Source organism: Plesiomonas sp. PI-19 (genome assembly GCF_021368255.1).
Classification (GTDB): domain Bacteria; phylum Pseudomonadota; class Gammaproteobacteria; order Enterobacterales; family CAMTGL01; genus Plesiomonas; species Plesiomonas shigelloides.
In genome coordinates this window covers 1,721,824-1,748,134 of the sequence record NZ_JAJNMQ010000001.1, presented here as the reverse complement: position 1 = coordinate 1,748,134, position 26,311 = coordinate 1,721,824, and the positions used below count along the sequence as shown (strand labels likewise).

Annotated in this window: 22 protein-coding genes and 1 pseudogene; 9 read left to right on the top strand and 14 right to left on the bottom strand. The window is 52.0% G+C overall.

Annotated features, from left to right (window positions below; all coding sequences use genetic code 11):
* Nucleotides 1-5 precede the first annotated feature (5 nt).
* Both mepS and LQ901_RS07885 read right to left on the bottom strand, forming a co-directional pair.
* Nucleotides 6-575: a bifunctional murein DD-endopeptidase/murein LD-carboxypeptidase gene (mepS, locus tag LQ901_RS07890; protein WP_036768515.1), complete on the bottom strand. Its 570-nt coding sequence runs from the start codon at nt 573-575 to the stop codon at nt 6-8.
* 739 nt (nt 576-1,314) lie between these two features.
* Nucleotides 1,315-2,079 carry an alpha/beta fold hydrolase gene (locus LQ901_RS07885; protein ID WP_052181298.1) on the bottom strand — a complete coding sequence of 255 codons (765 nt, stop codon included), beginning with the start codon at nt 2,077-2,079 and terminating at the stop codon, nt 1,315-1,317.
* A gap of 217 nt (nt 2,080-2,296) precedes the next feature.
* Between LQ901_RS07885 and LQ901_RS07880 the strand changes: the two genes are divergently transcribed.
* From LQ901_RS07880 to LQ901_RS07870, 3 genes are all read left to right on the top strand, one after another.
* Nucleotides 2,297-3,712, top strand: a complete 1,416-nt coding sequence (locus LQ901_RS07880) for an amidohydrolase (protein ID WP_039046203.1) — start codon at nt 2,297-2,299, stop codon at nt 3,710-3,712.
* Nucleotides 3,713-3,814: 102 nt separating this feature from the next.
* On the top strand, nt 3,815-4,027 hold the full coding sequence (locus tag LQ901_RS07875) for a glycine zipper 2TM domain-containing protein (RefSeq protein WP_010861901.1): 213 nt from the start codon (nt 3,815-3,817) through the stop codon (nt 4,025-4,027).
* A 171-nt stretch (nt 4,028-4,198) separates the two neighbouring features.
* Nucleotides 4,199-4,936, top strand: coding sequence for a phosphatase (locus LQ901_RS07870; protein WP_106911002.1), 738 nt, complete (start codon nt 4,199-4,201; stop codon nt 4,934-4,936).
* Between the two features lie 122 nt (nt 4,937-5,058).
* On the opposite strand, the gene LQ901_RS07865 is transcribed toward LQ901_RS07870, so the two are convergent.
* The 3 genes from LQ901_RS07865 to purT all read right to left on the bottom strand — a co-directional run bounded on the left by LQ901_RS07865 (nt 5,059) and on the right by purT (nt 8,721).
* Complete coding sequence (locus LQ901_RS07865) at nt 5,059-6,804, bottom strand: formate--tetrahydrofolate ligase (protein WP_064977544.1); 1,746 nt, start codon at nt 6,802-6,804, stop codon at nt 5,059-5,061.
* A gap of 52 nt (nt 6,805-6,856) precedes the next feature.
* Nucleotides 6,857-7,387, bottom strand: coding sequence for a M48 family metallopeptidase (locus LQ901_RS07860; protein WP_152135921.1), 531 nt, complete (start codon nt 7,385-7,387; stop codon nt 6,857-6,859).
* Between the two features lie 158 nt (nt 7,388-7,545).
* Nucleotides 7,546-8,721, bottom strand: coding sequence for a formate-dependent phosphoribosylglycinamide formyltransferase (purT, locus tag LQ901_RS07855; RefSeq protein WP_152135920.1), 1,176 nt, complete (start codon nt 8,719-8,721; stop codon nt 7,546-7,548).
* An 857-nt stretch (nt 8,722-9,578) separates the two neighbouring features.
* Here purT and gltS point away from each other — a divergent pair.
* The gene (gene gltS, locus LQ901_RS07850) at nt 9,579-10,772 is read left to right on the top strand and encodes a sodium/glutamate symporter (RefSeq protein WP_010861896.1); all 1,194 of its coding nucleotides are present in this window, start codon (nt 9,579-9,581) and stop codon (nt 10,770-10,772) included.
* A gap of 234 nt (nt 10,773-11,006) precedes the next feature.
* Here the strand turns inward: gltS and LQ901_RS07845 are convergent.
* A pseudogene (locus LQ901_RS07845) lies at nt 11,007-12,938 on the bottom strand (exoribonuclease II); the annotation flags it as partial.
* Between the two features lie 316 nt (nt 12,939-13,254).
* Between LQ901_RS07845 and LQ901_RS07840 the strand changes: the two are divergent.
* Complete coding sequence (locus tag LQ901_RS07840; protein ID WP_082935489.1) at nt 13,255-14,040, top strand: MliC family protein; 786 nt, start codon at nt 13,255-13,257, stop codon at nt 14,038-14,040.
* A gap of 150 nt (nt 14,041-14,190) precedes the next feature.
* Here the strand turns inward: LQ901_RS07840 and LQ901_RS07835 are convergent, their stop codons facing one another.
* The 8 genes from LQ901_RS07835 to pspF all read right to left on the bottom strand — a co-directional run bounded on the left by LQ901_RS07835 (nt 14,191) and on the right by pspF (nt 23,050).
* Nucleotides 14,191-15,057, bottom strand: coding sequence for a hypothetical protein (locus LQ901_RS07835; RefSeq protein WP_064977548.1), 867 nt, complete (start codon nt 15,055-15,057; stop codon nt 14,191-14,193).
* A gap of 423 nt (nt 15,058-15,480) precedes the next feature.
* Entirely contained in the window at nt 15,481-16,272 is a 792-nt protein-coding gene (gene fabI, locus LQ901_RS07830) for an enoyl-ACP reductase FabI (RefSeq protein ID WP_010861892.1), read from the bottom strand.
* A gap of 251 nt (nt 16,273-16,523) precedes the next feature.
* Entirely contained in the window at nt 16,524-17,333 is an 810-nt protein-coding gene (locus LQ901_RS07825; protein WP_039046209.1) for an ATP-binding cassette domain-containing protein, read from the bottom strand.
* Nucleotides 17,330-18,328, bottom strand: a complete 999-nt coding sequence (locus tag LQ901_RS07820; RefSeq protein ID WP_010861890.1) for an oligopeptide/dipeptide ABC transporter ATP-binding protein — start codon at nt 18,326-18,328, stop codon at nt 17,330-17,332. Before LQ901_RS07820 ends, LQ901_RS07825 begins: the two co-directional genes overlap by 4 nt.
* On the bottom strand, nt 18,328-19,203 hold the full coding sequence (gene sapC / locus LQ901_RS07815) for a putrescine export ABC transporter permease SapC (protein WP_010861889.1): 876 nt from the start codon (nt 19,201-19,203) through the stop codon (nt 18,328-18,330). The genes LQ901_RS07820 and sapC overlap by 1 nt, the downstream gene beginning before the upstream one ends.
* A gap of 1 nt (nt 19,204) precedes the next feature.
* On the bottom strand, nt 19,205-20,164 hold the full coding sequence (gene sapB / locus LQ901_RS07810; protein WP_039046210.1) for a putrescine export ABC transporter permease SapB: 960 nt from the start codon (nt 20,162-20,164) through the stop codon (nt 19,205-19,207).
* Complete coding sequence (sapA, locus tag LQ901_RS07805) at nt 20,161-21,822, bottom strand: ABC transporter substrate-binding protein SapA (protein ID WP_152135917.1); 1,662 nt, start codon at nt 21,820-21,822, stop codon at nt 20,161-20,163. Before sapA ends, sapB begins: the two co-directional genes overlap by 4 nt.
* 133 nt (nt 21,823-21,955) lie before the next feature.
* Nucleotides 21,956-23,050: a phage shock protein operon transcriptional activator gene (pspF, locus tag LQ901_RS07800; RefSeq protein ID WP_152135916.1), complete on the bottom strand. Its 1,095-nt coding sequence runs from the start codon at nt 23,048-23,050 to the stop codon at nt 21,956-21,958.
* A gap of 400 nt (nt 23,051-23,450) precedes the next feature.
* Between pspF and pspA the strand changes: the two genes are divergently transcribed.
* The 4 genes from pspA to LQ901_RS07780 all read left to right on the top strand — a co-directional run bounded on the left by pspA (nt 23,451) and on the right by LQ901_RS07780 (nt 26,306).
* On the top strand, nt 23,451-24,116 hold the full coding sequence (pspA, locus tag LQ901_RS07795) for a phage shock protein PspA (protein WP_010861885.1): 666 nt from the start codon (nt 23,451-23,453) through the stop codon (nt 24,114-24,116).
* 124 nt (nt 24,117-24,240) lie between these two features.
* Complete coding sequence (gene pspB / locus LQ901_RS07790) at nt 24,241-24,471, top strand: envelope stress response membrane protein PspB (RefSeq protein ID WP_010861884.1); 231 nt, start codon at nt 24,241-24,243, stop codon at nt 24,469-24,471.
* Nucleotides 24,468-24,851 carry an envelope stress response membrane protein PspC gene (gene pspC / locus LQ901_RS07785; RefSeq protein WP_039046212.1) on the top strand — a complete coding sequence of 128 codons (384 nt, stop codon included), beginning with the start codon at nt 24,468-24,470 and terminating at the stop codon, nt 24,849-24,851. Before pspB ends, pspC begins: the two co-directional genes overlap by 4 nt.
* A gap of 42 nt (nt 24,852-24,893) precedes the next feature.
* A complete protein-coding gene (locus LQ901_RS07780) occupies nt 24,894-26,306 on the top strand; it encodes a YcjX family protein (RefSeq protein ID WP_039046213.1) in 1,413 nt (470 codons plus the stop codon).
* The last annotated feature ends 5 nt before the right edge of the window (nt 26,307-26,311 follow it).

Here is a 26,311-nt window from a genome sequence, read left to right as displayed (position 1 = left end):
AAATATTAAGTCGCTTCGTTAACGGAAATCACACGGCGTGCCTGACGGTAACGGTTTTTCCAATAACCATCGTTCATGCTGGAAATCATCACACCTGAACTGGTGGAAGCATGTACGAACTTGTTGTTACCAATATAGATACCAACATGACGCCCTGTCGAGCCGGCACGGAATAAAACTAAATCGCCCGGTTCCAGTTGCTTCTTGTTGATGGCGGTGCCGGTGGTTTGCTGGCCGCTGGTGGAGCGAGGCAGCTCAATACCGAATTGTTCTAAGAACGTGCGTTGAACGAAGGCTGAGCAATCAATGCCTTTCTTGCTGTTACCGCCTAAACGATAACGAACGCCACGCCATTCTGAGTATTGATCCAAAATTTTGGTTTTTACGTTGGCATTACGGACTAATTCTTCGAACTCAGCCTGAGATGCTTGTTGCACCTGAGACAACTGGGTGCCGGCGTTCTTGTCAGTACCCTTATGTGCCGTGGTAGTGGTACAAGCCGAAAGTAGAAGCATCAGGGTTGCCATTGGCAGTGTTCTTAGGACCTTTTTAAAGGTCGATGGAGCCTCTGTCATTGGTAACTTTTCCTTTTGTTCATTCCATTGAGTGTTGTAATTAATCAGTCAAACGCATGCCAGACTACGAATTGCCCACTCTTAGGGCAAACTAAAGTTTGCTGAAACGTGCACTGGAACACATTTATACCCTGCTGGCAGCGCGTCAGCGTGATGTTTATTCAGCAAGAAATGCATGAACTGGTCTGCGCAGCGGGCGTAAGGTTACCGAACTTTTCGGTCTATTTCGAGCTTTGTTTATGCAATTTGTTGTGCTTGGCTATTCATTGACCACAAAAGGGACGTGTTGTTGTCATTATGTTTTGTTTTCTGTTAACGAAATAGCCGATGTTTTTCAGCTTGTTACTGAGCTACGGGGTGTCAGCATTTTGCTGCGTGGAATAAAAATTTATTGGTTATAAAAAATTAAAAATAAGCTATTCACAATTGTGCATAAAAAAGCATCTTTGCGGGGGAGGCAAGGGCGTGATTACGTTGCTATCCGGGCGAGAAAATGTCGTCTCAACGCAGGCAAACAGGGGGTTTTACGTGGTTCAGCGTCAGAAAATAACAAGAAAGAGGTGTGTTGTATTTATCCCTCTATTGAGATGCGGCGCATTAGGCTTGATGCGTTAGGTTCGAAGTGGAGGTTAGGCCGGAAGTGATGGGGCGGAACAATATACGCACCATCAAAATATGCAATATAAGTATGAGTACAACCCAAACCTCGGCCTGTCGTTCACCTCGTTAACGATTGTGGTTAGCGTAGCGCTTGGTATAGCAAATGCTGCAGCAGTTGATTGCAGCGCTCTGGTGATTCTGCGGGGGCGGCATGATGAAGGCCGGGCAAAGTATGAAAACGCGAATAACTTAGTGGAGCAAATAAACGACGACGACGCGCTTCACTGAGATAATCGAGCTCACTGCTGACGATATCGACGGGAACGCAGTTTCGTTGCATCAACTCAGCGGAGGCTTGCCAATTTTGTAGGCTGTACAGTAGGCGCAGATATTGGGCTTTCGAGTTTAGGCTGAGCTGCTGGATAAAGCGTTCACGTACCGCATGCAATTGCGGATCCGGAAACAGCAAGGGAGCGGCCGCTTTAGCCATATTCTCCACGCCAAATAAGCGAACAAACCAGATGCGTTGGGTGAAAAATCGGCTGACATCCGGATCCGTTAAGCGCAGATCGGTCGTGCCGTTGATCAAAATGGCATGCAGCACTTGATGTGGATGTTTGAGCAATAACTCCAATCCCACCAATGCACCGAGTGACAAACCTATCACAATCACCGGCCCGCAATTTTGTGTCAGTAACCAGCGCGACAGGGCACGGGTCATTTCCGGAATACCGCGGTGTGATGTCAGTGGCTCGGATTGCCCATGTCCGGGTAAATCCGGCGCGAGGACACGATAATAAGGGGAAAACGCACTGAGTTGCGGTTGCCAGTCTGTAGAGTTGGTTCCAAGGCCGTGCAGGAACAAAAGTGTGGGTTTGGTGTGACCGTAACACAGTGCATGCATGGCGATGGCTCCAACATCCAAAAAAGGGGCATTCCCTCAGAATAGACCTAAACAGGGAAAGACCGACAACAGGGGATATATAAAGCCTAGTGCGTATTGTTTTATTTGCTAGTCGTGAAACAGATCACGCATCTTAAAACTGGTTGCGTAAACGTTTGCCTGTGTTTGCGTGGTCAGTATCATATTGCCACTTTCTGCCCAGCCGTTTGAGGTAACTATGCCGTTCTCTAAGTCGTCATTCTCCAAGTCTGTGCTTGCACTGACGATTGCCGCAGTCTCTTTTTCTGGTTATGCCGCTCAGCAAGCGGATCTGATGATCACTGATGGTACGGTTCTGACCATGAACCCGCAAAATCAGGTCTTTGAGCAAGGCACTGTTGTGGTTAAAGGCAACAAGATCATTGCCGTTGGTGGCCCAGAGCTGGCTAAGCAATATAAGGCAGATAAAGTGCTGGATGTGGACGGTGACATTGTGATGCCCGGTCTTATCAATACCCACACGCATGCGTCGATGACCGTGTTCCGCTCGCTGGCAGATGATGTGCCGGATCGTTTGCACCGCTATATCTTCCCTCTGGAAAACAAGATGGTGTCCCGTGACATGGTGCGTGTCGGCGCGAATCTGGCCAACGTAGAAATGGTCAAAGGCGGTGTGACCACCTATGCCGATATGTACTACTTCGAAGATGAAGTAGCAAAAACCGTGGATAAAATCGGTATGCGTGCCGTGCTGGGTGAATCAGTGATTAAATTCCCGGTTGCGGATGCTAAAAATGCGGACGAAGGCATTCAGTACGCGGTGAACTTTATCAACGAATATAAAGATCACCCACGTATTACACCGGCTTTTGCGCCACACGCGCCGTATACCAACACGACCGAGCATTTACAGCAGATTGCTAAATTGTCACAGGAGCTGGATGTGCCGGTGATGATCCACTTGGCTGAAACCGACCGTGAAGTGGAAGAGATTGCAAAACGCACTGGCGGTAAGAGCCCAGTGCAGTACATGGCGGACATTGGCGCGCTGAACAACAAAGTGCTGGCTGCTCACGCCATTGAAGTGAACGACAAGGACATGGATCTGCTCAAGCAGTATGACGTGGGCGTGGCGCACAACATGAGTGCTAACATCAAGTCCGCTAAAGGTGTTGCGCCGGTGACGACGATGCTGGAAAAAGGCATTCGTGTAGGTCTGGGAACAGATGGCCCGATGTCAGGTAACACTATCACCACCATGGATGAATTAGGTCAGGTGGCGAAAGTGCATAAACTGGCGACCAAAAACCGCGCGGCGATGCCTCCACTGACGGTGGTTGAAATGGCAACCATGGGTTCAGCCAAAGCGCTGCACATGGAAGACAAGCTGGGTTCGTTGGAAACCGGCAAGTTGGCTGACGTGATTGTGGTTGATACCAAAGCGCCAAACATGGTGCCAATGTATAATCCATTTGCGGCGCTGGTTTACGGAGCATACGGCGCCAACGTTCGCCACACCATCGTGGATGGCAACATTCTGATGCAAGATCGCAAACTGCTGACTGTGGATGAAGAGGCGATTCGTAAAGAAGCGTTGGCGTTTTCTGACAAGGTGCGCGAAGCCGTGATTGCGAGCGGGGAAGTCGTCAAATAGCGACATCTTCTCAATAGGCAAAATATCTCATACAGTAGGCGCGTTTTAGGGAAAGCGACTGCGGCGCTTTCCCTGTTTGCTGCATCGTTTATGAGGTGAATAATGAAAAAAATCACATTACCAGTACTGGCACTGTCTGCCGTGATGCTGGTTGCGGGCTGCGCAAATGGCCATATGACCAAACGTGAACGTGATACCACCATTGGCGCGGCAGCCGGTGCTGTTGTAGGCCATGTGTTGTCTGATGGCAGTGCGTTGGGCACCGTCGGTGGCGCGGTTGTCGGTGGCATGGTAGGTCACGCATCCTCCCGTTAATCCTTGTGATTTGCTGCAAGAATCCCTGTGCTAATGCACGGGGATTTTTTGTTTTTGGGGCGCAGAAAACTTTGGTTCTGCCGGTGAGCAGTGTACCCTGTGAGGGTAGTTTGTCCGGCGTATAGCAGAAAATATGCCCCAATGACATGAAGTTGCAGGAAGGAGTCCGTGATGTTTCCGGTAGACACGCATACCCATACGATTGCCAGTACCCATGCTTATAGCACCATCCATGACTATATAGAGCAGGCAAAACGTAAAGGGATCCGGTTGTTTGCAACTACCGATCACGGCCCCGAAACGGCAGATTCTCCCCATCATTGGCATTTTATGAATTTACGCGTGATCCCACGAATTGTTGATGGCGTGGGCATTTTACGCGGCATTGAGGCCAATATTCGCAATCGCCAGGGCGAGATTGATTGCTCTGAGAAAATGTGGGAAGTGCTGGATCTGATCCAAGCCGGTTTACACGATCCTTTTTTTACCCCGCAAGATATTGATGTGCATACCGATGCCCTGATCAACACAATCCGCAGTGGCAAAGTGCAGATCATCACCCATCCGGGCAATCCTAAATTTCCAATTCATGTCGATGAGGTGGTGAAAGCTGCTGCCGAGTGCGGTGTCGCGCTAGAAGTGAACAACTCCTCGTTTGTGGTTTCGCGGGCGGGCAGTGAGCATACCTGTCCGGCGATTATTGCGGCGGCCAAACGCCACGGAGCGTGGTTGGTGATGGGGTCGGACTCACACATCGCTTTCTCGCTGGGGGATTTTGAGCATTCGCTACGCTTGATCAATGAGGCGGGTTTCCCACACGAGCGTCTGTTGAACACCTCGCCGCGCAAATTACTCGATTTTCTGGAAAGTCATGGCAAAGCGCCGATTGCGGAATTTGCCGATTGGTGAGTATTTCGGCTGAATAGAAATAGAAACCGACACAGAAGATACAGAAACAAAAAAAGAGCGCCTCGAAAGGGCGCTCTTTTTTATCTGCGGTTGTTGCTAGACCGGTTAGCGATATCCGCTAATCAGCCTAAGCCAACAATGGTACCATCCGCGGTAATATCGATGCCAAGGTAGGCAGGATGCTCAGGCAGCCCCGGCATGGTCAGCACGTTGCCGCACAGCGCGTACACAAAGCCAGCACCAGCGCACAGATTCAGCTCTCGGATAGGTAGCACGAAATCTTGTGGCGCACCTTTGAGCACTGGATCGTGACTGATAGAGAGCGGCGTTTTGGCCAAACAGACATACAACTCTTGCTGACCGAGCTGTTCGATATGGGCTAATTGCGCCTGTGCTTGTGGTGAGAGTTCAACGCATTTCGCGCCATACCCCCGGCGTGCAACGGCATTGAGTTTGTCGAGCAGCGGCGCTGTAGGCTGATAGAGCGGTGTAAAGGTCGCGGGTTGCTCGCCGCAGGCTTGCATGACCGCTTGCGCCAACGCCAGCGCGCCTTGTCCACCTTGGCTGAACGCATCGCTAAGCGCGACGCGGCATCCGGTCTCTTCGATGCGATGGCATAGCCACTGCAACTCCGCATCGGTATCTTGTGGGAAGCGGTTGACGGCGACCACGACCGGCAAACCATACTTTTGCACGTTATTCATGTGCCATTGTAAGTTGGCAAAGCCCGCTTCCAGTGCTTCTTGATCGGCAGCAAACAAGGATGGCGGAATGGCCTGCCCAGGTTTGAGGTTATAGCGCCCCGAGTTGGCTTTCAGCCCACGTAAGGTAGCGACTAACACCACGCAATCTGGCGCTTTCCTTGCCACTTGCGCTTTGATATTACAGGCTTTCTCCAGCCCCATATCAGAGCCAAAACCGGCTTCGGTGACAGTGTAATCGGCCAGCTTGAGTGCCATTTTGTCGGCGATAATGGAGGAGTTACCGTGCGCGATGTTGGCAAATGGGCCGGCATGGATCAGCACCGGAACCCCTTCTAGCGTTTGCATTAGAGTCGGGTTGATGGCGTCTTTCATGATGGCCGCCATCGCGCCCGCGACACCTAAGGCTTCGGCGGTAATCGGCTCACCAGCATGGTTATAAGCCAAGATCAGACGGCCGAGACGTTGGCGCATATCCGGTAAGTCTTGCGCCAGTGCCAAGATGGCCATTAGTTCGGATGCCGCGGTGATATCAAAGCCGGACTCACGCTCGATGCCATTGGCATGGCTACCCGGCGGATTGATGCCGATACGAATCTTACGCAAGGCGCGATCGTTATGATCCATCACGCGGTTCCACACGATCTGCTGTGGGTCGATATCCAATCGTGGCAGACCGGTGCGCTCAGTAAAGTGCTCAGCACCTAAACGGCTTTCATGATAGAGACGAGCATCCAGTGCAGCAGCGGCCAGATTATGGGCGGCGGTGATGGCATGGATATCACCGGTCAGGTGTAGGTTGAGCTCGTCCATGGGGGTAACTTGGCTGTAACCGCCGCCGGCAGCGCCACCTTTGACGCCAAATACCGGCCCCATCGACGGTTGGCGGATGCAGGCGATGGTTTTTTCGCCCAGCGCAGCTAATCCCTGCGCCAGACCAATGGTGGTGACGGTTTTACCTTCGCCCAGTGGGGTTGGGGTAATGGCGCTCACCAGCACAAATTTACCGTCTGGCTGCTGGGCGGTACGTTGCAAGGTCTGCAAACGGATTTTGGCTTTATGTTCACCCAGCGTCAGGACTTCGTCCGGCAGAAAACCGGCTTTTTGGGCAACATCGGAAACAGGAAGCAGTGCCGCTTCCTGGCAGATTTGGCTGTCTGTTTTCATGCTGTGTTACTGTGATTCCGTAAAAGAGGCGATGGGCGGCATGAGGCCGGCGCTAATACAGTTTTCCGTACAGGTCCAGATGCGTGAGATATAAACGGGTATCAAACTCCAGCTGGTGGTAGGCCGGCTCCATGTGCAGGCAAAGCTGATAAAAAGCTTTGTTGTGCTCTTTTTCACGCAGGTGAGCCAGCTCGTGTACCACAATCATGCGCAGCATCTCAGCGGGCGCTTCTTTAAACAGCGCGGCAATCTGGATCTCAGCTTTGTTTTTGAGTTTATTGCCCTGAACCCGCGACACACTGGTGTGCAAACCCAACGCATGTTTGAGCACATTGATTTTACTGTCATAGTTGACACGACTGAGTTGCTGGGCGGTACGCAGGTAGTGATTTTTCAGCTCCATCGTATATTGATACAGCGCTTTATCACTTTTGATCGCGTGCTGGGAAGGGTAGCGACGACGCAATAATTCCCCCAGCTTATTATGCTGGATAGCATCACGGACTTGCTGTTGCAGTGTTGCGGGATAACCCGCGAGATATTTAAGTTCGGCCGCCACAATACTACTCAAGTTGCTGGTCATGCTTCTGGTGCGAAACTGTCATTTCACGACCGATTCGTGGCGTGACAGATGCGGTATGACAGATAAAGGTAAAAGGTATAAAGATAAAGACGCCTGATTCTAGCCTGAATCATGACCGGCTGAAACTCGCAACCGCGTTTTTCAGCCGGATTTGGCGATTAGGCGTTCACACAAATGCTGTCAGCTGCTTGTTTTGCAGCATGAATGGCTGCTTCGGTGGTACTCGCATTACACAACGCCACCCCTAAACGACGACGTCCGCGGATTTCCGGTTTGCCAAACAGACGCAGCTGTACCTGCGGATAGCTCAATGCCGTGCACAGGCCGCCAAAGCGCAGATCGTGACTGTGCAGTGTGGGCAAGATCACCGCAGAGGCGGCCGCGCCGTATTGAGTAATGGTGCCGACAGGCAAGCCGAGGAAGGCGCGCACATGCAGAGCAAATTCAGACAGGTTTTGTGAAACCAGCGTGACCAGACCGGTGTCATGTGGGCGTGGGGACACTTCGCTAAACAGCACTTCATCACCGCGGATAAACAGCTCAACGCCAAATAAACCGTAACCGCCCAGCGCGTGCACAACGGTTGCCGCCACTTCTTGAGCGCGAGCTAAAGCGGTTTCGCTCATCTGCTGCGGCTGCCATGACTCGCGATAGTCGCCTTCTTCTTGGCGGTGACCAATTGGCGCACAAAAGTGAATCCCATCCACCGCTTGTACCGTGAGTAAGGTGATCTCAAAGTCAAACTCTACAAAACCTTCCACAATCACGCGGCCTTTACCGGCTCGACCACCTTCTTGGGCATACTGCCACGCGGTGGCAACATCGGCTTCGCTACGTAGCACGCTTTGCCCTTTACCGGATGAGCTCATCACCGGCTTGGTAACGCAAGGGAAACCAATTTCGAGCACGGCTTGGTGAAATTCAGTTTCGGTGCTGGCGAAGCGGTAAGGGGAGGTGGGAAGTTGGAGGGTTTCAGCGGCAAGGCGGCGGATGCCTTCGCGATTCATGGTGAGTTTTACTGCCTGCGCACAGGGGACGACTTGTTGCCCTTGTTGTTCCAGCTCGACCAATGTGTCGGTGGCGATGGCTTCGATTTCGGGCACCACATAATCCGGTTTTTCTTGTCGGATCAGCTGGTGGAGGGCTACTGGGTCGAGCATGTCTATCACATGGCTGCGATGCGCCACCTGCATTGCGGGAGCATCGGAATAACGATCAACGCCGATAACTTCAATCCCGAGCCGCTGGCATTCAATTGCCACTTCCTTGCCCAGTTCCCCACAACCTAACAACATCACTTTCGTGGCCGACGGACGCAGTGCAGTTCCTAACATGGTGAAATAACCCTTATATGGCAGAAAAAGAGATTCAGTCCTGAAAAGCGTGGCTGATTATAAAAGGAAAACGTTTGCGCGGCAAAGATGTTACTGCAATCGCGCAAAATAAAATCACTGATGAGGTATCGCTCTCCACGGTTTGCTGTCAGTCGGTGAGCATGCTTATCGCCGCTGGTTTGCGGGAAAATCTGCGAGGTGCTTCAGGGTCTTTTTGTTCCTGATTAGAGGTTTCGTAAACTTTATGTTATAATACAAAAGGCTATGCTCTTGTATTGCGCAAATTCTGTGCAGGTAAGGCCCAATAAAAGTGCCAAGCCAGAAAATATCCGTGTTATTTCAAGGCGGCATTTTAGGAATGTGCGGTTTTATTGGGGCGTTAATAAACGGGTTTTGCTCATCGCTAATGAGCGAGACGGTGAATGTGGTTGTTTTTAGTGAAAAAAGCCACATGGTCACAGAATAGATAATGCGGTAGTAATGCGGCAAGTGAGCGGATAAATGAAGGCAATTAGCTGGTAGAGATGAGTATGACTGTTTGTTGCAAATTATAACCACAATATAATTTGCGAAACAGATTTAGCATGGATTGATTGTGACTGATATGCACAATAGACGATAGCTTGTGAGACGCAGTGGCATTGCGCTCGGAGCTTTCCATCTCACGGTAAATTATCCGCCAGCGCTGAGGTTATCAACGCATTTTACAGCTATTCAGAGCCTGAACATGAAGCATAGCGCTTAAACAGAGTACCCGCTCTGCATTGATATAAAACCGACGGTTTTTACTTTAAGAAGGAAAGGGTTTTAAGCCGGATTTCGGCTATCACGAAAATAAAAAAATAGGATTTTTCTGAATGCATGTAATTTCGTTATCGATGATAACCACACTGATGACAGCAGTGTTGGTTTTGCTGGTTGGACGCTATTTTGAAAAGCGTGTCTCACTGTTTAGTAAATATTTTATTCCTGCGCCTGTGATTGGCGGTGTGATTTTTTCGTTTATCACACTGTTCGGGCACATGACTGATTTGTTTGTATTTACCTTTGACGACAGTATTCGCCAGTTATTCATGGTGGCCTTTTTTACCACTATCGGTTTTTCGGCCAGTTTGAAAATGCTCAAACGTGGCGGCATTCAGGTTGTCTTTTTCTTGCTGGTAGCACTGGTCTTGGCCGTGTTGCAGAACCTGTTGGGGGTGGGCTTGGCCTCGGCATTTGGCTTAAATCCACTGATTGGTGTAGCTGCTGGCTCGGTGGCGTTGACTGGCGGGCATGGTACAGCCGGTGCGTTTGGCCCATTGCTGGAGTCTGCTGGTGCCGAAGGGGCTACCGCTGTGGCGATCACCGCTGCAACGTTTGGTCTGATTTCTGGCTGTGTGATCGGTGGACCGGTCAGTAAATTGTTGCTACTCAAGCATGCGGAAAGTCGTTATGACGACCAGCATGAAACTGAAGAAAATATCGAATTAAAAGAAGACCGTAATCATATTTATGAGCGTTCAGCGTTCGACACTATTTTAAAAGTCATCATCGTCATGGGCGTCGGATCCATTTTGGCTGATGTATTAAATGTGTTGGGGCTGGTGCTGCCGGTGTATATCGGCCCGATGATTGTGGCGGCGATTACCCGTAACGTAATGGATAAAATGGGGAAAAAAGTTAATACCTATGTCATTGACTCAATAGGTAATATTTCTTTATCTCTGTTCCTGTCGATGGCGTTAATGGGGTTACGTTTGTGGGATATCAGTGTACTGGCATTACCGCTGGTGGTGATTTTACTGGCGCAAACCTTACTGATGGCACTGTACAGTTATTTCGTGACCTATAACTGCATGGGCCGTGATTATGATGCGGTGGTGTTAGCGACTGGTCACTGTGGTTTTGGTATGGGCGGTACACCGAATGCGATGGCAAATATGGAAGCCTTTACTGAAAGTAATGGCCCGTCGCAAAAAGCGTTCTTTGTCTTACCGCTGGTCGGGGCATTATTTATCGATTTTGCCAATGCTTCATTGATAACCCTGTTTATTTATTTCTTTAAATAAAAATGGATATCTCTTTTGATTGTGTTGATATCTGATTGATTTGGTAGATAACACATAAAAAAACGGATGCAAATTGCATCCGTTTTTTATTGCCTAGCGCAGACTAAATATATCGCGGTAGTAAACGTGAGTTATTGCACTCGCGAATTACTGCGCATCGGTTGCAGGTGCGTTTTCGCTTGGCGTTTCAGCTGCGTCAGCTTTTACTTCAGCGGCAGGCGCTTCTGCAGGCGTTGGTCTGGCAACGATGTTACGGGTTTCCATCCGCACTTCAGCCAAGGTCACTGGCAGGGTATCGCCCAGACGGTAAACCGGCTCACCTTTGATGGAAATAGTCGCGGTATCGGTGCTGCATTCCAGCTCATCACGCACTGGGTGAATGAATGGCGCAGGAACGAAAGCGACGGCACCGTTTTCCAGCAGACGGACGCGCAAACCACCGCGCGATACATCGATGATCTCGGCTTGATAGCTGCGGTTTTCCGCCAGCTTTGGCTGCAGGAAGCGGGAGTACAACCAATCACCGACATCACGCTCGGACATACGGTTAAAGCGACGACGCTCGGCCAGTTGTGTCGTCAGCGCTTCACTTGGCTGAGTTGCAGGCTGTTCGTTACGGATCACCGCTTTCAGCAGGCGATGGTTGACCATGTCACCGTATTTACGAATTGGTGATGTCCAAGTCGCGTAGGCTTGCAGGCCCAGACCAAAGTGTGGGGCTGGTACGGCGCTCACTTCACTGTAAGCTTGGAAGCGACGAATACGACCATCCAGATAAGCAGTTGGCATCGCATCTAATTGACGACGCAGGCGGCAGAAACCGTCCAGTGACAGCAGGGTGTCGCGATCAAACTCGACCCCGTTGTTGCTAAGGATAGTTACTGCTTGGTCAACCAGCTCAGGATCGAAACCCGCGTGCGCGTTGTAGATACCGAAACCGACTTTATCAGCCAGCACTTTAGCGGCACATTCGTTCGCCAGAATCATCGACTCTTCAACCATGCGGTTGGCAATACGACGATGCTCGGCCACGATGTCAGTAACCACACCGTTTTCATCCAACACAAAGCGGTAATCAGGACGGTCTTTGAACACTAAGGTGTTCTCACTGCGCCACTGGGTACGTGCCAGCGCCATCTGGTGCAGCTGCGTGATTTGCTCGGCAACCACAGCGTTCTCAGGCTGCCAGCAGTTTTCACGTTGCTCCAGCCAATCAGAAACATTGTCGTACACCAGTTTGCCGTGGGAAGTGACCCAACCAGCAAAGAAGTGCGCATCGTCACCCAGAGAGCCGTCTTTATGCACGCTAACGCGGCACAGCAGTGCAGGGCGACGCTCGCCTTCACGCAGTGAGCACAGGTCATCAGACAGCTCGCGTGGCAGCATTGGGATGTTGAAGCCCGGCAGGTAGTTGGTGAACGCGCGTTGGCTGGCTTCTTTATCCAGCTCGCTGCCTTCGGCCACGTAGGCGGTTGGATCGGCGATGGCGATGGTCAACTGCCAGCCATTATCGGTGGCTTGGATGTACAGCGCATCGTCCATATCCTGCGTGCTGGCGCTGTCGATGGTGACAAACGGCAGTTCACTCAGATCTTCGCGGGTCAGGTTCTCATCCAACATGCCGTTGAATGTGGCGGTTGGTGCTTCACGCTCCAGCTGGTGGCGTGACAGCGTTACCCACCATGGCGCATAGTGGTCATTGGCATGGGTAATGAATTCGGTTACATCGGCATAAAAACCGCGGTCGCCTTTGAGCGGGTGACGTTTCATCTCCGCGACAACCCAGTCACCTTCGTTCAGGGTTGCATCCAGCCCTTTTACCGGACGGCAGGAGATCGGATCATTCAGCAGTGGATGATCTGGAACGACATTCAGCTTACCGTCACGGCCTTTGCGGATGCGGCCAACAAAACGGCTCAGGAACGGCTCAATCAGGCTGTCAGGCTCGGCAACTTCACGCTCTTTTTCAGTGCGCAGCAGGGCTACCACACGGTCACCATGCATGACTTTTTTCATGTACGGAGGCGGGACAAAATAACTTTTCTGATTATCAGTTTCGATAAAGCCGAAACCTTTGTCGGTACCTTTGATAACACCTTCGATTTGCGGGGTGTTTTCACGCATTTGTTGCTTAAGCTGGGAAAGCAGCGGGTTATCTTGAAACATAAACCTATCCGGCAAGGGAGTAATCTATCGGTTAGTCCCGATAATACCATTTGTTGAGCGGTTTTAAGCAGATTTATCTCGGCAGGATTCTTGCTTATTGCCCGCATCGGGCGGCAGATGCCGAGCGTCCGCCAGTGAACCGTCGCCAACGGCGTATGGTCGGCGTTTAACACCGCATGTTTCGTGCAGGACGCGATGTGGGAATGGCTTATACTACAAGATTATCGAGAGTCTACGGTCTGGTTGTAGACTTCATGACCGAAGATTGCTAAAACCCTGCGCGGTAGAGATAACAGAACTTGATGGACACACAACAATGAAGCGCTCAGCAGGCCTATTTATTCTGGGAATATGCAGTATGCCGGTGCTGGCACATACGCCGGTGATTGATTGTAAAACATCCTCCGGCTCAGTCGAAAAGCTGATCTGTAGCGATCCGGCCTTAGCGGCGCTGGATCAGAAGATGGCAAAAGTTTATCAGGAAGCGGTGGCCAAAGGCACCGATTCTGCGTGGCTGAAGGCCACCCAGCGCGGCTGGATCAAAGGGCGCAACGAATGCTGGAAGAGCAGTGATCTGCCGGCCTGTACCCGTCAGAATTATCAGCTGCGTATTGCTGAATTGCAGGTGAAGTATCAACTGAGCCAGCCATTGGCTCCTGTGGTGTACAGCTGTAAAGGGCGACCAGATCCGGTTACGGTGACCTTTTATAATGAAACCAAACCGCAAGCGGCTAATATCACGCTCGATAGCAGTGGTGAGCCGGATAGTCAGGTGGTGTCTTTTATCCAACCATCAGGTAGCGGCATTCGCTATGGTGGGGTGAACACCCAGTATGACGTGTTGTTCTGGGGCAAAGGGGAGGCGGCGGCGTTAACCATCAATGGTACGGAGTATGCGTGTCAGGTGAGCGAGCAAACCGCAGTAAGCAGTACAAGCAATAAAGTAGAGGCAACTCCTGCGAGTAACACGCAAGTCGAAAGTACGCCCAGCGCGAGTTCACCAAGCAAAAGCGCCAGCGAACCGGTGAAAAGTGTACCGGTAACAGAAAGCAGTGCGCCGAAAGTGCCAAAAGCACAAGCAGAGCAAAGTACAAAGCCATAATTATTTGGATACGCTCATGTAAAACGGCAGCCTTAGGGCTGCCGTTTTGTTTTTGGCGTTGTTGCAAACGGAGGGCGACAACTATGTTCAAAAATACCGATTTTGAAAAATACCGTTCTAGAAAAAGGTCAATGGTGATGACTCACGAAATTACCCGCGAAAATATTGCCATGCATCTTGCCAATTCATCCCCGTACCGGGAGCGTAGTGCAACTCTCCTTGTCCGCACCACCCGCTGTTTGGCCACGGACGACATTGATACAAGCGGCCATTGCGGCGAACCACATCACCGGCTTGATACGGCGTGCCAGTTTGATACTCCGGATAATCTGATGGCTGGGTGCTGGATTGCTCATCGGGGTTGATCCCGTTGCGACCGGTAACGCTGACAGTATAGTTTTGTGCACCAAGTCCGTTATTAGCCTGAATTTGCAGGCGATAAGTGCCCGGATTATTAACGACCAAGGTCATCGGTGTCCGCTGTCGGGTTGCTTGCGCTTGGGCGCTGGCAACGCGGTTACCGTCGCGGTTATAGAGCTCGGCATTGACCAGATAGGTAGCTGCGGCCGCTACCTCAAATTGGATCAGTGCTTGCTGATTACGTAGTGGGTAGTCTCGTTGTAAGCGAGAAATACGGATGGTGCGCGGGTAGCCATCTTGGTTTTGCTGCCACTGCCCGTTTTGATTGTTGGTACCGTTATTGCCTTCCCACTGGCCATTATTTTGCGACGGACTGTTCTCCCACGGACTGTTCTCCCACGAGCCATTTTGATCCCATTGCCCGTTATCGCCATGCCATTGGCCGTCATCATAGCCGGGGTTTGTCAGGATTTGATTCACATCCAAACACTCTTTCAGCGAGTTCTGGCTAGCGCACAGTAACTGACGGGCTATCTCAGCCGCTTGTCGGCTGCGCTCTTGCTCTGTCGCGGCATGAGAGATTGGGGCAACACTGATGGCGATGATTAAGCTAGCAAGTGAAATGGGCAGGGATACTCGGGGTGCGGCACGGTGCATAGCAATAATTCCTGTTTGAGGCGTGGCAGGTAAGATAAAAGGTACCGAGCAGAAAAATCGCCACGCGTAACAAAACACAATGTCCGCAGTATACGTGAAGGGCGAGAGTGGCCGGAGTAGGCTTGCGCGCGAGCGGCGGATTTACATGCCATTAAGATAACGGCTTGTGAGGCAGATTCCGGATTGGCGGATGCTAAACCGCTAGCAGGAATAAGGGGGATGTGTGACACAGAAAAGGAATAGATAAAAGGGATAGGGAAGGTCTGCATTACCTACCGACATAAAAAAATCCGCCGAAGCGGATTTTTCAGAACATGATAGAGATAAGCTTAATAGAGGCAAGCTTGGTAGAAAACAGCGTGATAGGAACAAACGTTATAGAAACGAAAGTGAACCTATTCGCGCTGTCTTATCCGTTGCTTGTTACTCGTTAACTTCCAGCTCGTTCATCGCAGCGATGTTGAAACCGCCGTCAACGTGCAGGATCTCACCGGAGATACCGGCAGCCAGATCAGAGCACAGGAACGCGGCGGAGTTACCCACATCTTCGATGGTCACAGTACGGCGAATTGGGGTGACAGATTCGCAGTGAGACAGCATCTTCTTGAAGTTTTTGATACCCGCAGCGGCCAGAGTACGGATAGGGCCGGCAGAGATACCGTTAACACGCACGCCTTCAGCGCCCATAGCATTCGCCATGTAACGCACGTTAGCTTCCAGAGAGGCTTTCGCCAGACCCATTACGTTGTAGTTAGGGATAGCGCGCTCAGCACCCAAGTAAGACAGCGTGACCAGTGCAGAGCCTGGGTTCAGCATCTTACGGCAAGATTTCGCCATCGCGGCAAAGCTGTAGGAGCTGATGTCGTGAGCGATGCGGAAACCGTCACGGGTTACGGCGTCAACATAGTCGCCGTCCAGCTGGTCGCCCGGAGCGTAAGCGATGGAGTGAACAAAACCGTCGAAGTTTGGCCATACGTTAGCCAGTTCAGCGAACATGGCATCGATGCTGGCATCTTCTGCAACGTCACATGGCAGCACGATGGAAGAGCCGCACTCGGCTGCAATCGCGTCAACGCGAGACTTCAGTTTTTCATTCTGGTAGGTGAAGGCCAGTTCCGCGCCCTGACGATGCATAGCGGCAGCGATGCCGTAAGCGATAGAACGGTTGCTGGCTACGCCTGCGATTAAAATACGTTTACCGGTCAGAAAACCCATCACAAGAGATCCTTGTTGTCTACAAAACTGATATCAATACGGCTTTGTACGAAAGAATGAATTCAGTGATTCTACCATGTTCCACGCTGTGGTCGACATGTCTACCTGCTCATCCGAGCAGTCTGGCGCTGCTGCGAAGGGAAAAAGTGGCCAGATTTAACGGTGATTGAGCGTCAAATAAGCGGGAATTGGCGGGTAATGCGTGCGTAGTCTCTGCTTTGGCAGAGACTACGCACAGGTAAAGCTAGGCGTTAAATTTCGACCGGTCGTTCCCACGCGGCTGGGGTCAGCACCTCACCAAAATGACTTTCAATCATTCGGCGTGTCAGGTCATGTTGTGGATCGCAAAATACCGTTTTCGTATCGCCGCGCTCCACCACATGCCCTTGCTGCATGACCAGCACCTTATCGCTGATGTGTTTGACCACACCCATGTGCTGGCTTACATAAATATAGGAAATACCTAAATTTTCTTGTAGCTCTAGCATCAGATTCAGGATTTGCGAGCGCATGGACATATCCAGCTGGGTCAGTGCTTCATCCGCCACGATGATTTTTGGCTCTAGAATCAAGCTGCGCGCCAGCGAGACACGCTGTTTTTGGCCGGTGGCCAGCATTTGTGGATAGACACTGGCGTGATCGGGCAGTAAGCCGACTTTGCGCAGTGTGGCAATGATCCGATTTTCCCGCTCTTGGGCGGTCAGATCGGTATTCAGCTTTAGCGGGCCTTCCAAGATTTGACCAATCTGCATTTTAGGATTCAGCGAGGTGTTCGGATCTTGGAATATCATGCGGATCAACTTGCAGCGATGGCGGTAATCGCCATACCACAGGCGCTCACCATGCACGCGGATCTCGCCTTGAGTAGGCTCCACCATGCCGGCAATCAGCTTGGCGAGGGTGGATTTACCGGAGCCATTTTCACCGATAATGGCTAAGGTTTTGCCTTCATCCAGCGATAAATCCAGCGGATGCACCGCCTCCACCGTGTGACGACGGAATAAACCGGTATGGTAGCGGAAGGTTTTACTGAGTCCGGTGACGTCTAATAGGGCACTCACAGCTGGCTTTCCTCTACGTTAAGCGGGAAGTGACAGGCAAACTCATGGTTTTTGATTTTGCGCAGCACTGGGGTTTCGATGCATTTTTTCTGCGCGTGCGGACAGCGCGGCCCTAAGCGGCAACCAATCGGCAAGTGCTGCAGCGGTGGGATCGCGCCGGGCAGGGTGCTGAGTCGGCTTTTGTGCGGCAGTGGCTCGCGAAAATCCGGCATTGAACGCAGCAACGCCAACGTATAGGGATGGTGCGGTGTTTCTAAAATCTGCTCGCATGTGCCAGATTCAATGGTCTGGCCGCAGTACATCACGGTCAGCTTATTGGCGGTTTGCGTCAGACTGAGCAAGTCGTGGCTGACCAGCAAGATGGTGGTGTCATTCAGTTGATTCATCCGATCCAGCAGACGGAAAATCTGCGCGCGGGTGGTCGGCTCCATCGAGTTGGTCGGTTCATCGGCAATCAGCAGCTTCGGTTGGTTGGCCAGCGCCATGGCAATCATGACCTTCTGGCATTCCCCTTCGGTGAGCTCATACGGGTAGCTGCGCATGATTTCGCGGTGATCTTTGATCCCCACTTTGTGCAGCAGCGCCTTGGCTTGCTTGTAGCGCCAATTCCAACGTTTCCACCAGTGGCCTTTGAACGTCCACGATGGGATGGTTTCTTCCAATTGACGACCAACGCGCTCAGAAGGATCAAGGCACGACTGCGGCTCTTGGAAAATCATCGAGATATGACGACCTACCCAGTGGCGACGCTCTTTATTGCTCAGGCGCAGCATGTCGACGTCATTAAAGCGAAAACGGTCGGCGGTGATTTTCCAGTTATCTTTACTGACCCCGCAAATGGCTTTCGCTACCAGACTCTTACCCGAGCCGGACTCGCCCACTAATCCGCGGATTTCACCTTCGTTGAGGATCAAGCTGACGCGATCCACGGCTTTTACCGGCCCAGCCGGAGTCATGATTTCAATCGTCAGGTTACGAATATCTAAAAGTGGCATTACTCGGTTCCTGCGTTGATGGCGCGGCGCAGCCCGTCACCGGCGAGGTTAACAATGATCACACTGAACAAAATCGCCAGACCGGGCAGGGTGACGGTCCACGGTGCGATATACAGCAAGCTGAGGGCTTCACCCAACATGGCTCCCCATTCTGGGCTTGGGCGCTGGGCACCGAGATCCAAAAAGCCCAATGCGGCGATATCCAACATGGCCACAGAAAAACCACGGGTAAATTCAGTGACCAGCATCGCCATGATGTTTGGCAGTACGGCGTAGCGCAAAATATAGCCGTTGGACGCGCCGTCTAAGCGAATCGCAGTGATGTGATCTTTTTCCATCTCATCGTGCACGGCGGTATATACCGCGCGTACAAAACGGGGCACCAGCGCTAACCAGACGGCGAACATGGCGTGCAGCAAACCGGCACCAGTGAGCGCGACGACGATGATCGCAATCAGCAGAGTTGGGATAGACAGCAGCGCATCCAGCGTGTGGTTCAAAATCGAGGATTTCAGACCCTTGGACATCCCCGCGGCGATACCGATCAGCGTACCGACAATCGAGGCGGTGCAAACCACTAAAAAGGCGCTACCGAAGGTCAATTGGGTACCACAAATCAGGCGACTGAAAATATCGCGCCCCAAATCGTCGGTGCCGAAGAAAAACTCCACTTTGCCATTTTCCGCCCATGATGGCGGCATCAGCTCTTTGTCGATGAACTGAAAATTCGGCGCAAACGGCGCGATGTGATGACCAAAGACAGTCAAGATCAGCAAAAACAGCAGACCATAAAAACCGATCATCGAGACGGTATCGCCCCGGTACAGGTTCCAAGTATGTGCCATACGGCTAGGCATTACAGTACGGTGTGGCATATCAGTGAACCTCGTACCATTCTTTACGGATCAGCGGGTTAACCGCGGCGCCGACCAGTTCCGACAGTACGCTGATAAAAATAACAGAGCTCCCCACTACCACCACACCGGCCGAAATGGCGGCATAGTCATGCTGGTTCAGTGCTTGAATCAACCAGCGGCCAATACCCGGCCAGCTAAAGACGGTTTCGGTGATCATCGCCAGTGTCAGCATGGTGGAAAATAACAGCCCTAATTTAGGAATGATCGGTGGTAGGGCGTTGCGCAAAATCGAGCGGCGTAAAATGGTCAGTCGTGACCACCCGCGGGTAGCCGCCACTTTTACATACGGCTTGTCGACCACTTGTTCGGTACTGGCGCGCATCAAGCGGATCACTTCGGTGGTTGGCGATAACGACAGCACGACCACCGGTAAAATCATGTGCATCACGGTGTTGTAAATAATCTGCTCGCGGTACGGTGAGTCAGATAACCACGCATCCACCAGAATAAATCCGGTTACCCGCTGCACTTCATACAGCAGACTGTGTTGACCGGAAATCGGCAGCCAGCCTAAGTGCAGCGAAAACAGCATGATCAGCAAGATCCCCAGCCAGAATACCGGAATGGAAAAGCCAACCAACGCGATGGCGGAGATAATGAAATCTTGCCAGCGACCACGGCGCGCACCGGCAATCAGACCGAGCGGAATACCGATGATCAGCGCCAGAATAAAGGCCAGCAAGCACAGCTCCAGCGTGGCCGGAAACACGTTCAGCAATTGCTCGCTAAGTGGCTCGCCAGTGACGTTGGAGACGCCGAAGTTGCCATCGCTCAACGCCATCAGGTACTGGCTGTAACCGTCAAACCATGACAGATCCGACGGCGCGCTACCATAGCTTTTGAGCCAGTAGCCGATGAGGGTCAGGATCAGCACCGTAATCACCAACAGGCTGAGCCGACGCAGGGTGTAGATTATCATTGCTCAGGCTCCTGCCGGTAAACTTCGGAAAACGAGGTACTGCCGAACGGGCTGAGAACCAAGCCGTTCAGGTCGGCACGGTGCCCTTGCAGGCGCAGTGAGTGCGCAATTGGGATCACAGGCGTTTCTTCTTCCATAATTTGTAAGGCGTTGCGATAAAACAGCAGGCGGCTGGCCAATTTGTCGGTGGTCAGGGCCGCATGTAAGAAGGCATCAAAACGCGGCTCGCACCAGCGTGCGTAGTTACTGCCGGAGTCGATGGCGTTGCAGCCAAGCTGAGGGCGCAAGAAGCTGTCGGGGTCATCGCTGTCAGAAACCCAACCGGTCAGTACCATGTCGTAATCGCCGCTTTGCAGCATACCGCGCTCAAAACTTTGGGTATCAATCGGGATAATTGACACTTTCACCCCAGCTTTGGCCATATCCGCTTGGATCAGCTCAGCCATTTTCAGTGGTGACGGGTTATAGCTTTGTGCGGAGGTCGGTACCCACAATTTGAGCTTCAGATCTGACACACCGGCTTCCGCCAGCAGCTTTTGTGCTTCCGCCGGGGTGTAGTAGTGTTCGGCCAGACGATGGTCAAACGCCCATGAAACCGGCGGCAGCAAAGAGCGTGCAGGTTCCGCAGTACCGTAGTAAATGGATTTCAGCAGACGATCGCGATTAACCAGCATAGAGAGTGCGCGGCGCACTTTCGGGTTGTTCAGCGGCGCTTTTTGGGTGTTGAGTGCCAGATAAGAGACGTTCATCCCCGATTGTACGCTCAGCTTCAGCTTAGGATCGTCTCGCAGCAAGGCAATCTGGTTAGCTGCCGGATAAGGCAGAACATCGCACTCGCCGGTGATAAGCTTGGCCATCCGGCCAGCACCGCCTGACGCGAAGTCCACCACCACTTGGGCAATGCGCGCCCGACCTTTCCAATATTCGTCGTGACGGGCGAGGCGGATGTACTGTCCGTTACGGTACTCTTGTAACTTGAACGGGCCAGAGCCGATCGGCAGGCGGTCAATCTGCTCTTGTTTACCTTCTTTGAGCAGCTGATCGGCGTACTCTTTGGACAGGATCACCGCAAAGTGCGTGGCCAAGTGGGTCAGGAAGGAGGAGTCCGGACGCAGCAATTTGATTTGCACTTCGTCATCATTAAGTTTGGTGATGGACTCAATCTTGCTACCCAGCTGCAAGCTATCAAAATAGGGATAAGAACCGCCGCCGACCATATGGTATGGCGATTTCGGATCGAAAATCCGTTGCAGGCTGAACACCACATCATCAGCGTTCAGGGCGCGGGTTGGGGTAAACCAAGCGGTCTGGTGAAATTGAATGCCGCGGCGCAGTTTGAAGGTAAACGTGCGTCCGGCGTCACTGATCTGCCAGCTCTCGGCAGCAGAAGGCATCAGCCGATAGGTAAAAGGATTGATGTCCAGCAGTCGGTCATAGACCTGCGTGGAGATAGCATCAATGGTAACCCCGGCCTTGACTCGCTGGGGGTTCAGGATATTGGTGTTACCGGCGGTACAGTAGACGAATCCTTTCTGATAAATCTCTGCCGGCAAAGTTTCGTTAGCCAATGCAGGTTGTGCCAGCAGCAAAAATAGACCGCTGATCCAGTACCACGCATGCCATAACGAAACGCCACACCTTATTTTCAGGCCGCTCATGTTGACTCGTTTTTTTTCTAACAAGGGCATCATTTTACATTACTCTTGCCGAACGCCAACCTCTGGCGATTTATTGCACAATGCCGGAGCTGCCGGTGCTGTGGCCGGGCATGTTGCAGGTAAAGGAAATGGGTCACATTGCGTCCAACGATTGCAGCTCGGGGTACTTGCGTAAGATCCCTCTTAGCTGGTGGTAAGTGAGCCCCAGTAACGTGGCAGCTTGTTTCTGATTATAGCGGGCTTGCTGCAGCGCTGAGTGAATGACCTGCTGCTCTTGCGCGGCTAACCAAGCTTTTAAATCCACAGGGAAGTTGAGCGCCATCGGTTGTGCGTTGGCTATAGCAGCTGAGGCCAGCGCTGACTCAGGCACTGAGGCGGATGGGCTAGCGGATGGCACGCCTGTAGTTGAAGGGAATTCGTTTGTCTGAGTTAGGTTGCTTGATTGCGGGGTGGCTTCCCAATCGACAAAAGGATTGAAGATAATCTCATGCACTGGCTCTTGCGGTGTGTCATTACGATATACCGCACGCTCGACCACATTTTTGAGCTCACGCACGTTACCCGGCCACGGGTATTCATTTAATGCGCTCAGTGCATGCGGAGTAAAACCGGCAAATAGCGGATAACCTAACTCTTTGCACATCTCTACAGCGAAAAATTCAGCCAGCAGCGGGATATCGTCGCGGCGATGGCGCAGCGGCGGCAGGTTAATCACATCAAAAGCCAATCTATCTAGCAAATCGGCACGAAATTCGCCGCGCGCGGCTTTGGCTGGCAGATCTTCGTTGGTGGCGCAGATCAGGCGCACATCGGCCTCCAGTTTTTGGCTGCCGCCCACGCGTTCATATTCACCATATTCGATGACGCGCAGCAGCTTTTCTTGTACCCGCAGTGGCGCGGTGGCTAGCTCATCCAAAAAGAGGCTGCCGCCTTGGGCGCGCTCAAAGCGTCCGGCGTGACGTTTTTGTGCGCCAGTAAAAGCGCCGGCTTCGTGACCGAACAGTTCCGAATCCAGCAAGTTATCGTTTAACGCAGCGCAGTTTAGGGTTAGCAGCGGAGCTTGCCAGCGGCGCGACAAATAATGCAAGCGTTTGGCGATCAGCTCTTTACCGCTGCCGCGCTCGCCGATAATCAGCACCGGTTTGTTCAGCGGCGCGAGTCGGGAGACTTGCTCCAGTACGCGGGTAAAGCTGTCGGCGACGCCGATGAGGTTGTCGTTACGTTTCATGGCGCGGTGGTGCTCCTGTGGCGAGGCGAGATGACCAAATGTTTATTCACATTGTTTATTCACATAGCAGCTCAACGCTATGCTCGAATCGAGACTCACGCGTTGGGCAACATGCCATGTAATACAGATCGGCAAGATCTCATAAGTGGTCATTTTCACTATTTTTTAGCTAATTTAGTCATAGCATTATCCCCGCCGAAAAGCCATCCCTTTATTTAATTTGTTATTAATCAATGCATTACTTGAATGCAAAAAACTTGGCATGCAACTTGATATGGTTATAGCAGTGAACAGGTCGCTGCGCAGCACGGAAGTGGGATAAACCACCCGAGTGCGTAGCCGGAAATGAACAACAGTTAGCGGTCCGCTTAGGTCGGAGCCCTAATTCAGGAGAACTATTATGGGTGTTTTTTCACGTTTTGCTGACATTGTGAACTCCAACATCAATGCGCTGCTGGATAAAGCTGAAGATCCGCAGAAGTTGGTCCGCCTGATGATTCAGGAGATGGAAGACACGCTGGTGGAAGTGCGCTCTACCTCTGCGCATGCCTTGGCGGAGCGTAAGCAACTGGAGCGTCGAATTGGTCATGCCCGCGCGCAAGAAAGTGAGTGGCAAGAAAAAGCTGAATTGGCGCTGCGTAAATCGCGTGAAGATTTAGCGCGTGCGGCACTGATTGAGCGTCAGAAAGTGGCGGAGTTGATCCAAGGTCTGGAGCAAGAATTGGACGCCGTCGACAGCAGCATTCAGCGCATGAGCGGTGAAGTGGCAGAGCTGGAGAAAAAACTGACCGAGACGCGCGCCCGTCAGCAGGCCTTGCAGGTCCGCTATCAGGCTGCGGCTTCATCACGCTCAGTGCGAGGCCAGCTGGAAAATTCGCGCTTGGATGAGGCCATGGCCCGTTTTGAGCAATTTGAGCGCCGTATTGATCAGATGGAAGCGCAAGCAGATAGTATGACTATCGGTAAGCAAAAGAATTTGCATGACGAGTTTGCCGAACTGCAGGCCGATGATGACATCAGCCGTGAGTTGGCTGCGTTGAAAGCCAAGATGCAGCAAAAAGACTAACCGTGCCACCTTTGAGTATCGGTTAGCGCGGTTTTGCTTAGGCTGATGGACGCGCAATTCATCGCACCATCATTATTATCGTCAGGGCAGCCTGCTGCCCTGCATATCGAAAGGGAGTGTAACAATGGGAAGCTTTTTCCTGTCTGTGCCGTTAACGATTTTCTTCCTGTTTGTCGCGCCCGTTTGGCTGTGGCTGCACTATCGCAGCAAGCGTGAATTGGGCGAAGGCTTGAGCCAAGAAGAGCGCCGCCGTTTGGAGGTGTTAACCCGTGAAGCGCAGCAGATGCGCGAGCGTATTCGTTCATTGGAAGTGATTTTAGACTCTCAACACCCGAACTGGAGGGAGCCATCATGACCGGTAACGGCAACCTGTATCGCTATCCGCGCGAAGGCAAAGTGGCAGGGGTGTGTGCTGGTTTGGCGCACTACTTTGGCATTGAAGTGTGGCTGGTGCGGATCATGGTGATCACCGTGTTTTTGTTCGGTGGTGCGGGGATCGTGATTTTGGCTTATCTGGCCGCATGGCTGTTTATGGATAAATACACTGGCGAAGGCGAGGTGGTTTACGAAGAGCCGGCGCTCAAGTCTAAAACCTGGCAGGCGGGAGAGTCGGCTCATCGCCGGATCCAGACATTGGATCAGGAATTTTCCGAACTGGAAACCCAATTGCGCCGTTTAGAAGGTTATGTGACATCAGAAACCTTTAAGGTACGAAACAAATTTCGTCAGCTATAAGGCGTATAATCAGACAACTGTTCTGATCTGTTGTGAGTATGCATGAAAAATCTGATAAAAAATGAACTCTCGACCTTTGTAAACCGCGGTTTAGACCGGCATCTGCGTATTGCGGTGACCGGTCTGAGCCGCAGCGGAAAAACGGCCTTTATTACCTCGCTAGTCAATCAACTGCTGCATGTGAATGCTGGTGCGCGCTTACCGTTATTTTCTGCGGTGCGCGAAGAGCGAATACAAGGCATCAAGCGTATTCCGCAGCGCGATTTATCCATCCCGCGTTTTGCCTATGATGAAGGCATGCTCAGTTTGCATTCTGACCCTCCGGCATGGCCGGTAGCCACTCGTGGCGTCAGCCAAATTCGCTTGAATATCCGTTATCGTCCTCAGCATTCACTATTGCGGCACTTAAGTGAGCTGGCCACCTTGAATCTGGAGATCGTTGATTATCCGGGGGAATGGTTGCTGGATTTACCTCTGCTGGAGCAAAGCTATCGCCAGTGGTCACAGCAGATGATGGATATGCTGCAAGGTGAGCGGGCGGAATGGGCGCGGCCTTGGCTGACCCTTGCGGCTAAATGCGATCCGCATGCACCCGCTGATGAAAATTTATTGGCTGATATTGCGCGTGAATACACCGCTTACTTGCAGCGCTGTAAAGATGAGGGCTTGCACTTTATCCAACCGGGGCGATTTGTGCTGCCGGGCGAATTAGCCGATGCGCCAGTACTGCAATTTTTCCCGTGGCCGGGTCAACAGGGGCCATTTGGGGCGTTAGATGAAACGGCATTTAGCAAGGCAGATAAAAACAGTAATTTAGGCTTGCTCAAGGCCCGTTTCGAGCACTATTGCCAACATGTGGTGAAAGGCTTTTATCGCGATCACTTTGCCCGTTTTGATCGCCAAATTGTGCTGGTGGATTGCTTGCAACCGCTGAATATCGGCCCGCAGGCGTTTAATGACATGCGGATGGCGCTGGCGCAGTTGATGCAAAGTTTCCATTACGGTAAACGCACACTGCTGCGCCGGTTGTTCTCGCCGTGCATCGATAAACTGATGTTCGCCGCCACCAAGTCAGATCATGTGACGCCCGATCAGCACGCCAATCAGGTCTCACTGCTGCAACAACTGGTGCAAGAAGCGTGGCAAAGCGCGGCGTTTGAGGGCATTGCGATGGACTGCATCAGTCTGGCCTCGGTACAGGCCACCGAAGTGGGCCAAGTGCAGCATCAAGGGCGCACAATGAGCGCACTGCGCGGTCATCGCCTCAGTGATGGCGCGCCGCTGCTGGTGTATCCGGGCGATGTTCCGGCGCGCCTGCCGTCAGCAGCCTTTTGGCAGCAGCAACACTTTGATTTTGAATCTTTCCGTCCGCGTGTCAGTGCGCCGGACGAGCCATTACCGCATATCCGTATGGATGCCGCGATGGAGTTTTTACTGGGAGATAAGCTGCGATGAATACC

Bases quoted from the DNA above. Each gene is read 5' to 3' on its own strand.
- mepS (WP_036768515.1), bottom strand. From the start codon at position 575: ATGACAGAGGCTCCATCGACCTTTAAAAAGGTCCTAAGAACACTGCCA.
- LQ901_RS07885 (WP_052181298.1), bottom strand. From the start codon at position 2,079: ATGCATGCACTGTGTTACGGTCACACCAAACCCACACTTTTGTTCCTG.
- LQ901_RS07880 (WP_039046203.1), top strand. From the start codon at position 2,297: ATGCCGTTCTCTAAGTCGTCATTCTCCAAGTCTGTGCTTGCACTGACG.
- LQ901_RS07875 (WP_010861901.1), top strand. From the start codon at position 3,815: ATGAAAAAAATCACATTACCAGTACTGGCACTGTCTGCCGTGATGCTG.
- LQ901_RS07870 (WP_106911002.1), top strand. From the start codon at position 4,199: ATGTTTCCGGTAGACACGCATACCCATACGATTGCCAGTACCCATGCT.
- LQ901_RS07865 (WP_064977544.1), bottom strand. From the start codon at position 6,804: ATGAAAACAGACAGCCAAATCTGCCAGGAAGCGGCACTGCTTCCTGTT.
- LQ901_RS07860 (WP_152135921.1), bottom strand. From the start codon at position 7,387: ATGACCAGCAACTTGAGTAGTATTGTGGCGGCCGAACTTAAATATCTC.
- purT (WP_152135920.1), bottom strand. From the start codon at position 8,721: ATGTTAGGAACTGCACTGCGTCCGTCGGCCACGAAAGTGATGTTGTTA.
- gltS (WP_010861896.1), top strand. From the start codon at position 9,579: ATGCATGTAATTTCGTTATCGATGATAACCACACTGATGACAGCAGTG.
- LQ901_RS07840 (WP_082935489.1), top strand. From the start codon at position 13,255: ATGAAGCGCTCAGCAGGCCTATTTATTCTGGGAATATGCAGTATGCCG.
- LQ901_RS07835 (WP_064977548.1), bottom strand. From the start codon at position 15,057: ATGCACCGTGCCGCACCCCGAGTATCCCTGCCCATTTCACTTGCTAGC.
- fabI (WP_010861892.1), bottom strand. From the start codon at position 16,272: ATGGGTTTTCTGACCGGTAAACGTATTTTAATCGCAGGCGTAGCCAGC.
- LQ901_RS07820 (WP_010861890.1), bottom strand. From the start codon at position 18,328: ATGCCACTTTTAGATATTCGTAACCTGACGATTGAAATCATGACTCCG.
- sapC (WP_010861889.1), bottom strand. From the start codon at position 19,203: ATGCCACACCGTACTGTAATGCCTAGCCGTATGGCACATACTTGGAAC.
- sapB (WP_039046210.1), bottom strand. From the start codon at position 20,164: ATGATAATCTACACCCTGCGTCGGCTCAGCCTGTTGGTGATTACGGTG.
- sapA (WP_152135917.1), bottom strand. From the start codon at position 21,822: ATGAGCGGCCTGAAAATAAGGTGTGGCGTTTCGTTATGGCATGCGTGG.
- pspF (WP_152135916.1), bottom strand. From the start codon at position 23,050: ATGAAACGTAACGACAACCTCATCGGCGTCGCCGACAGCTTTACCCGC.
- pspA (WP_010861885.1), top strand. From the start codon at position 23,451: ATGGGTGTTTTTTCACGTTTTGCTGACATTGTGAACTCCAACATCAAT.
- pspB (WP_010861884.1), top strand. From the start codon at position 24,241: ATGGGAAGCTTTTTCCTGTCTGTGCCGTTAACGATTTTCTTCCTGTTT.
- pspC (WP_039046212.1), top strand. From the start codon at position 24,468: ATGACCGGTAACGGCAACCTGTATCGCTATCCGCGCGAAGGCAAAGTG.
- LQ901_RS07780 (WP_039046213.1), top strand. From the start codon at position 24,894: ATGAAAAATCTGATAAAAAATGAACTCTCGACCTTTGTAAACCGCGGT.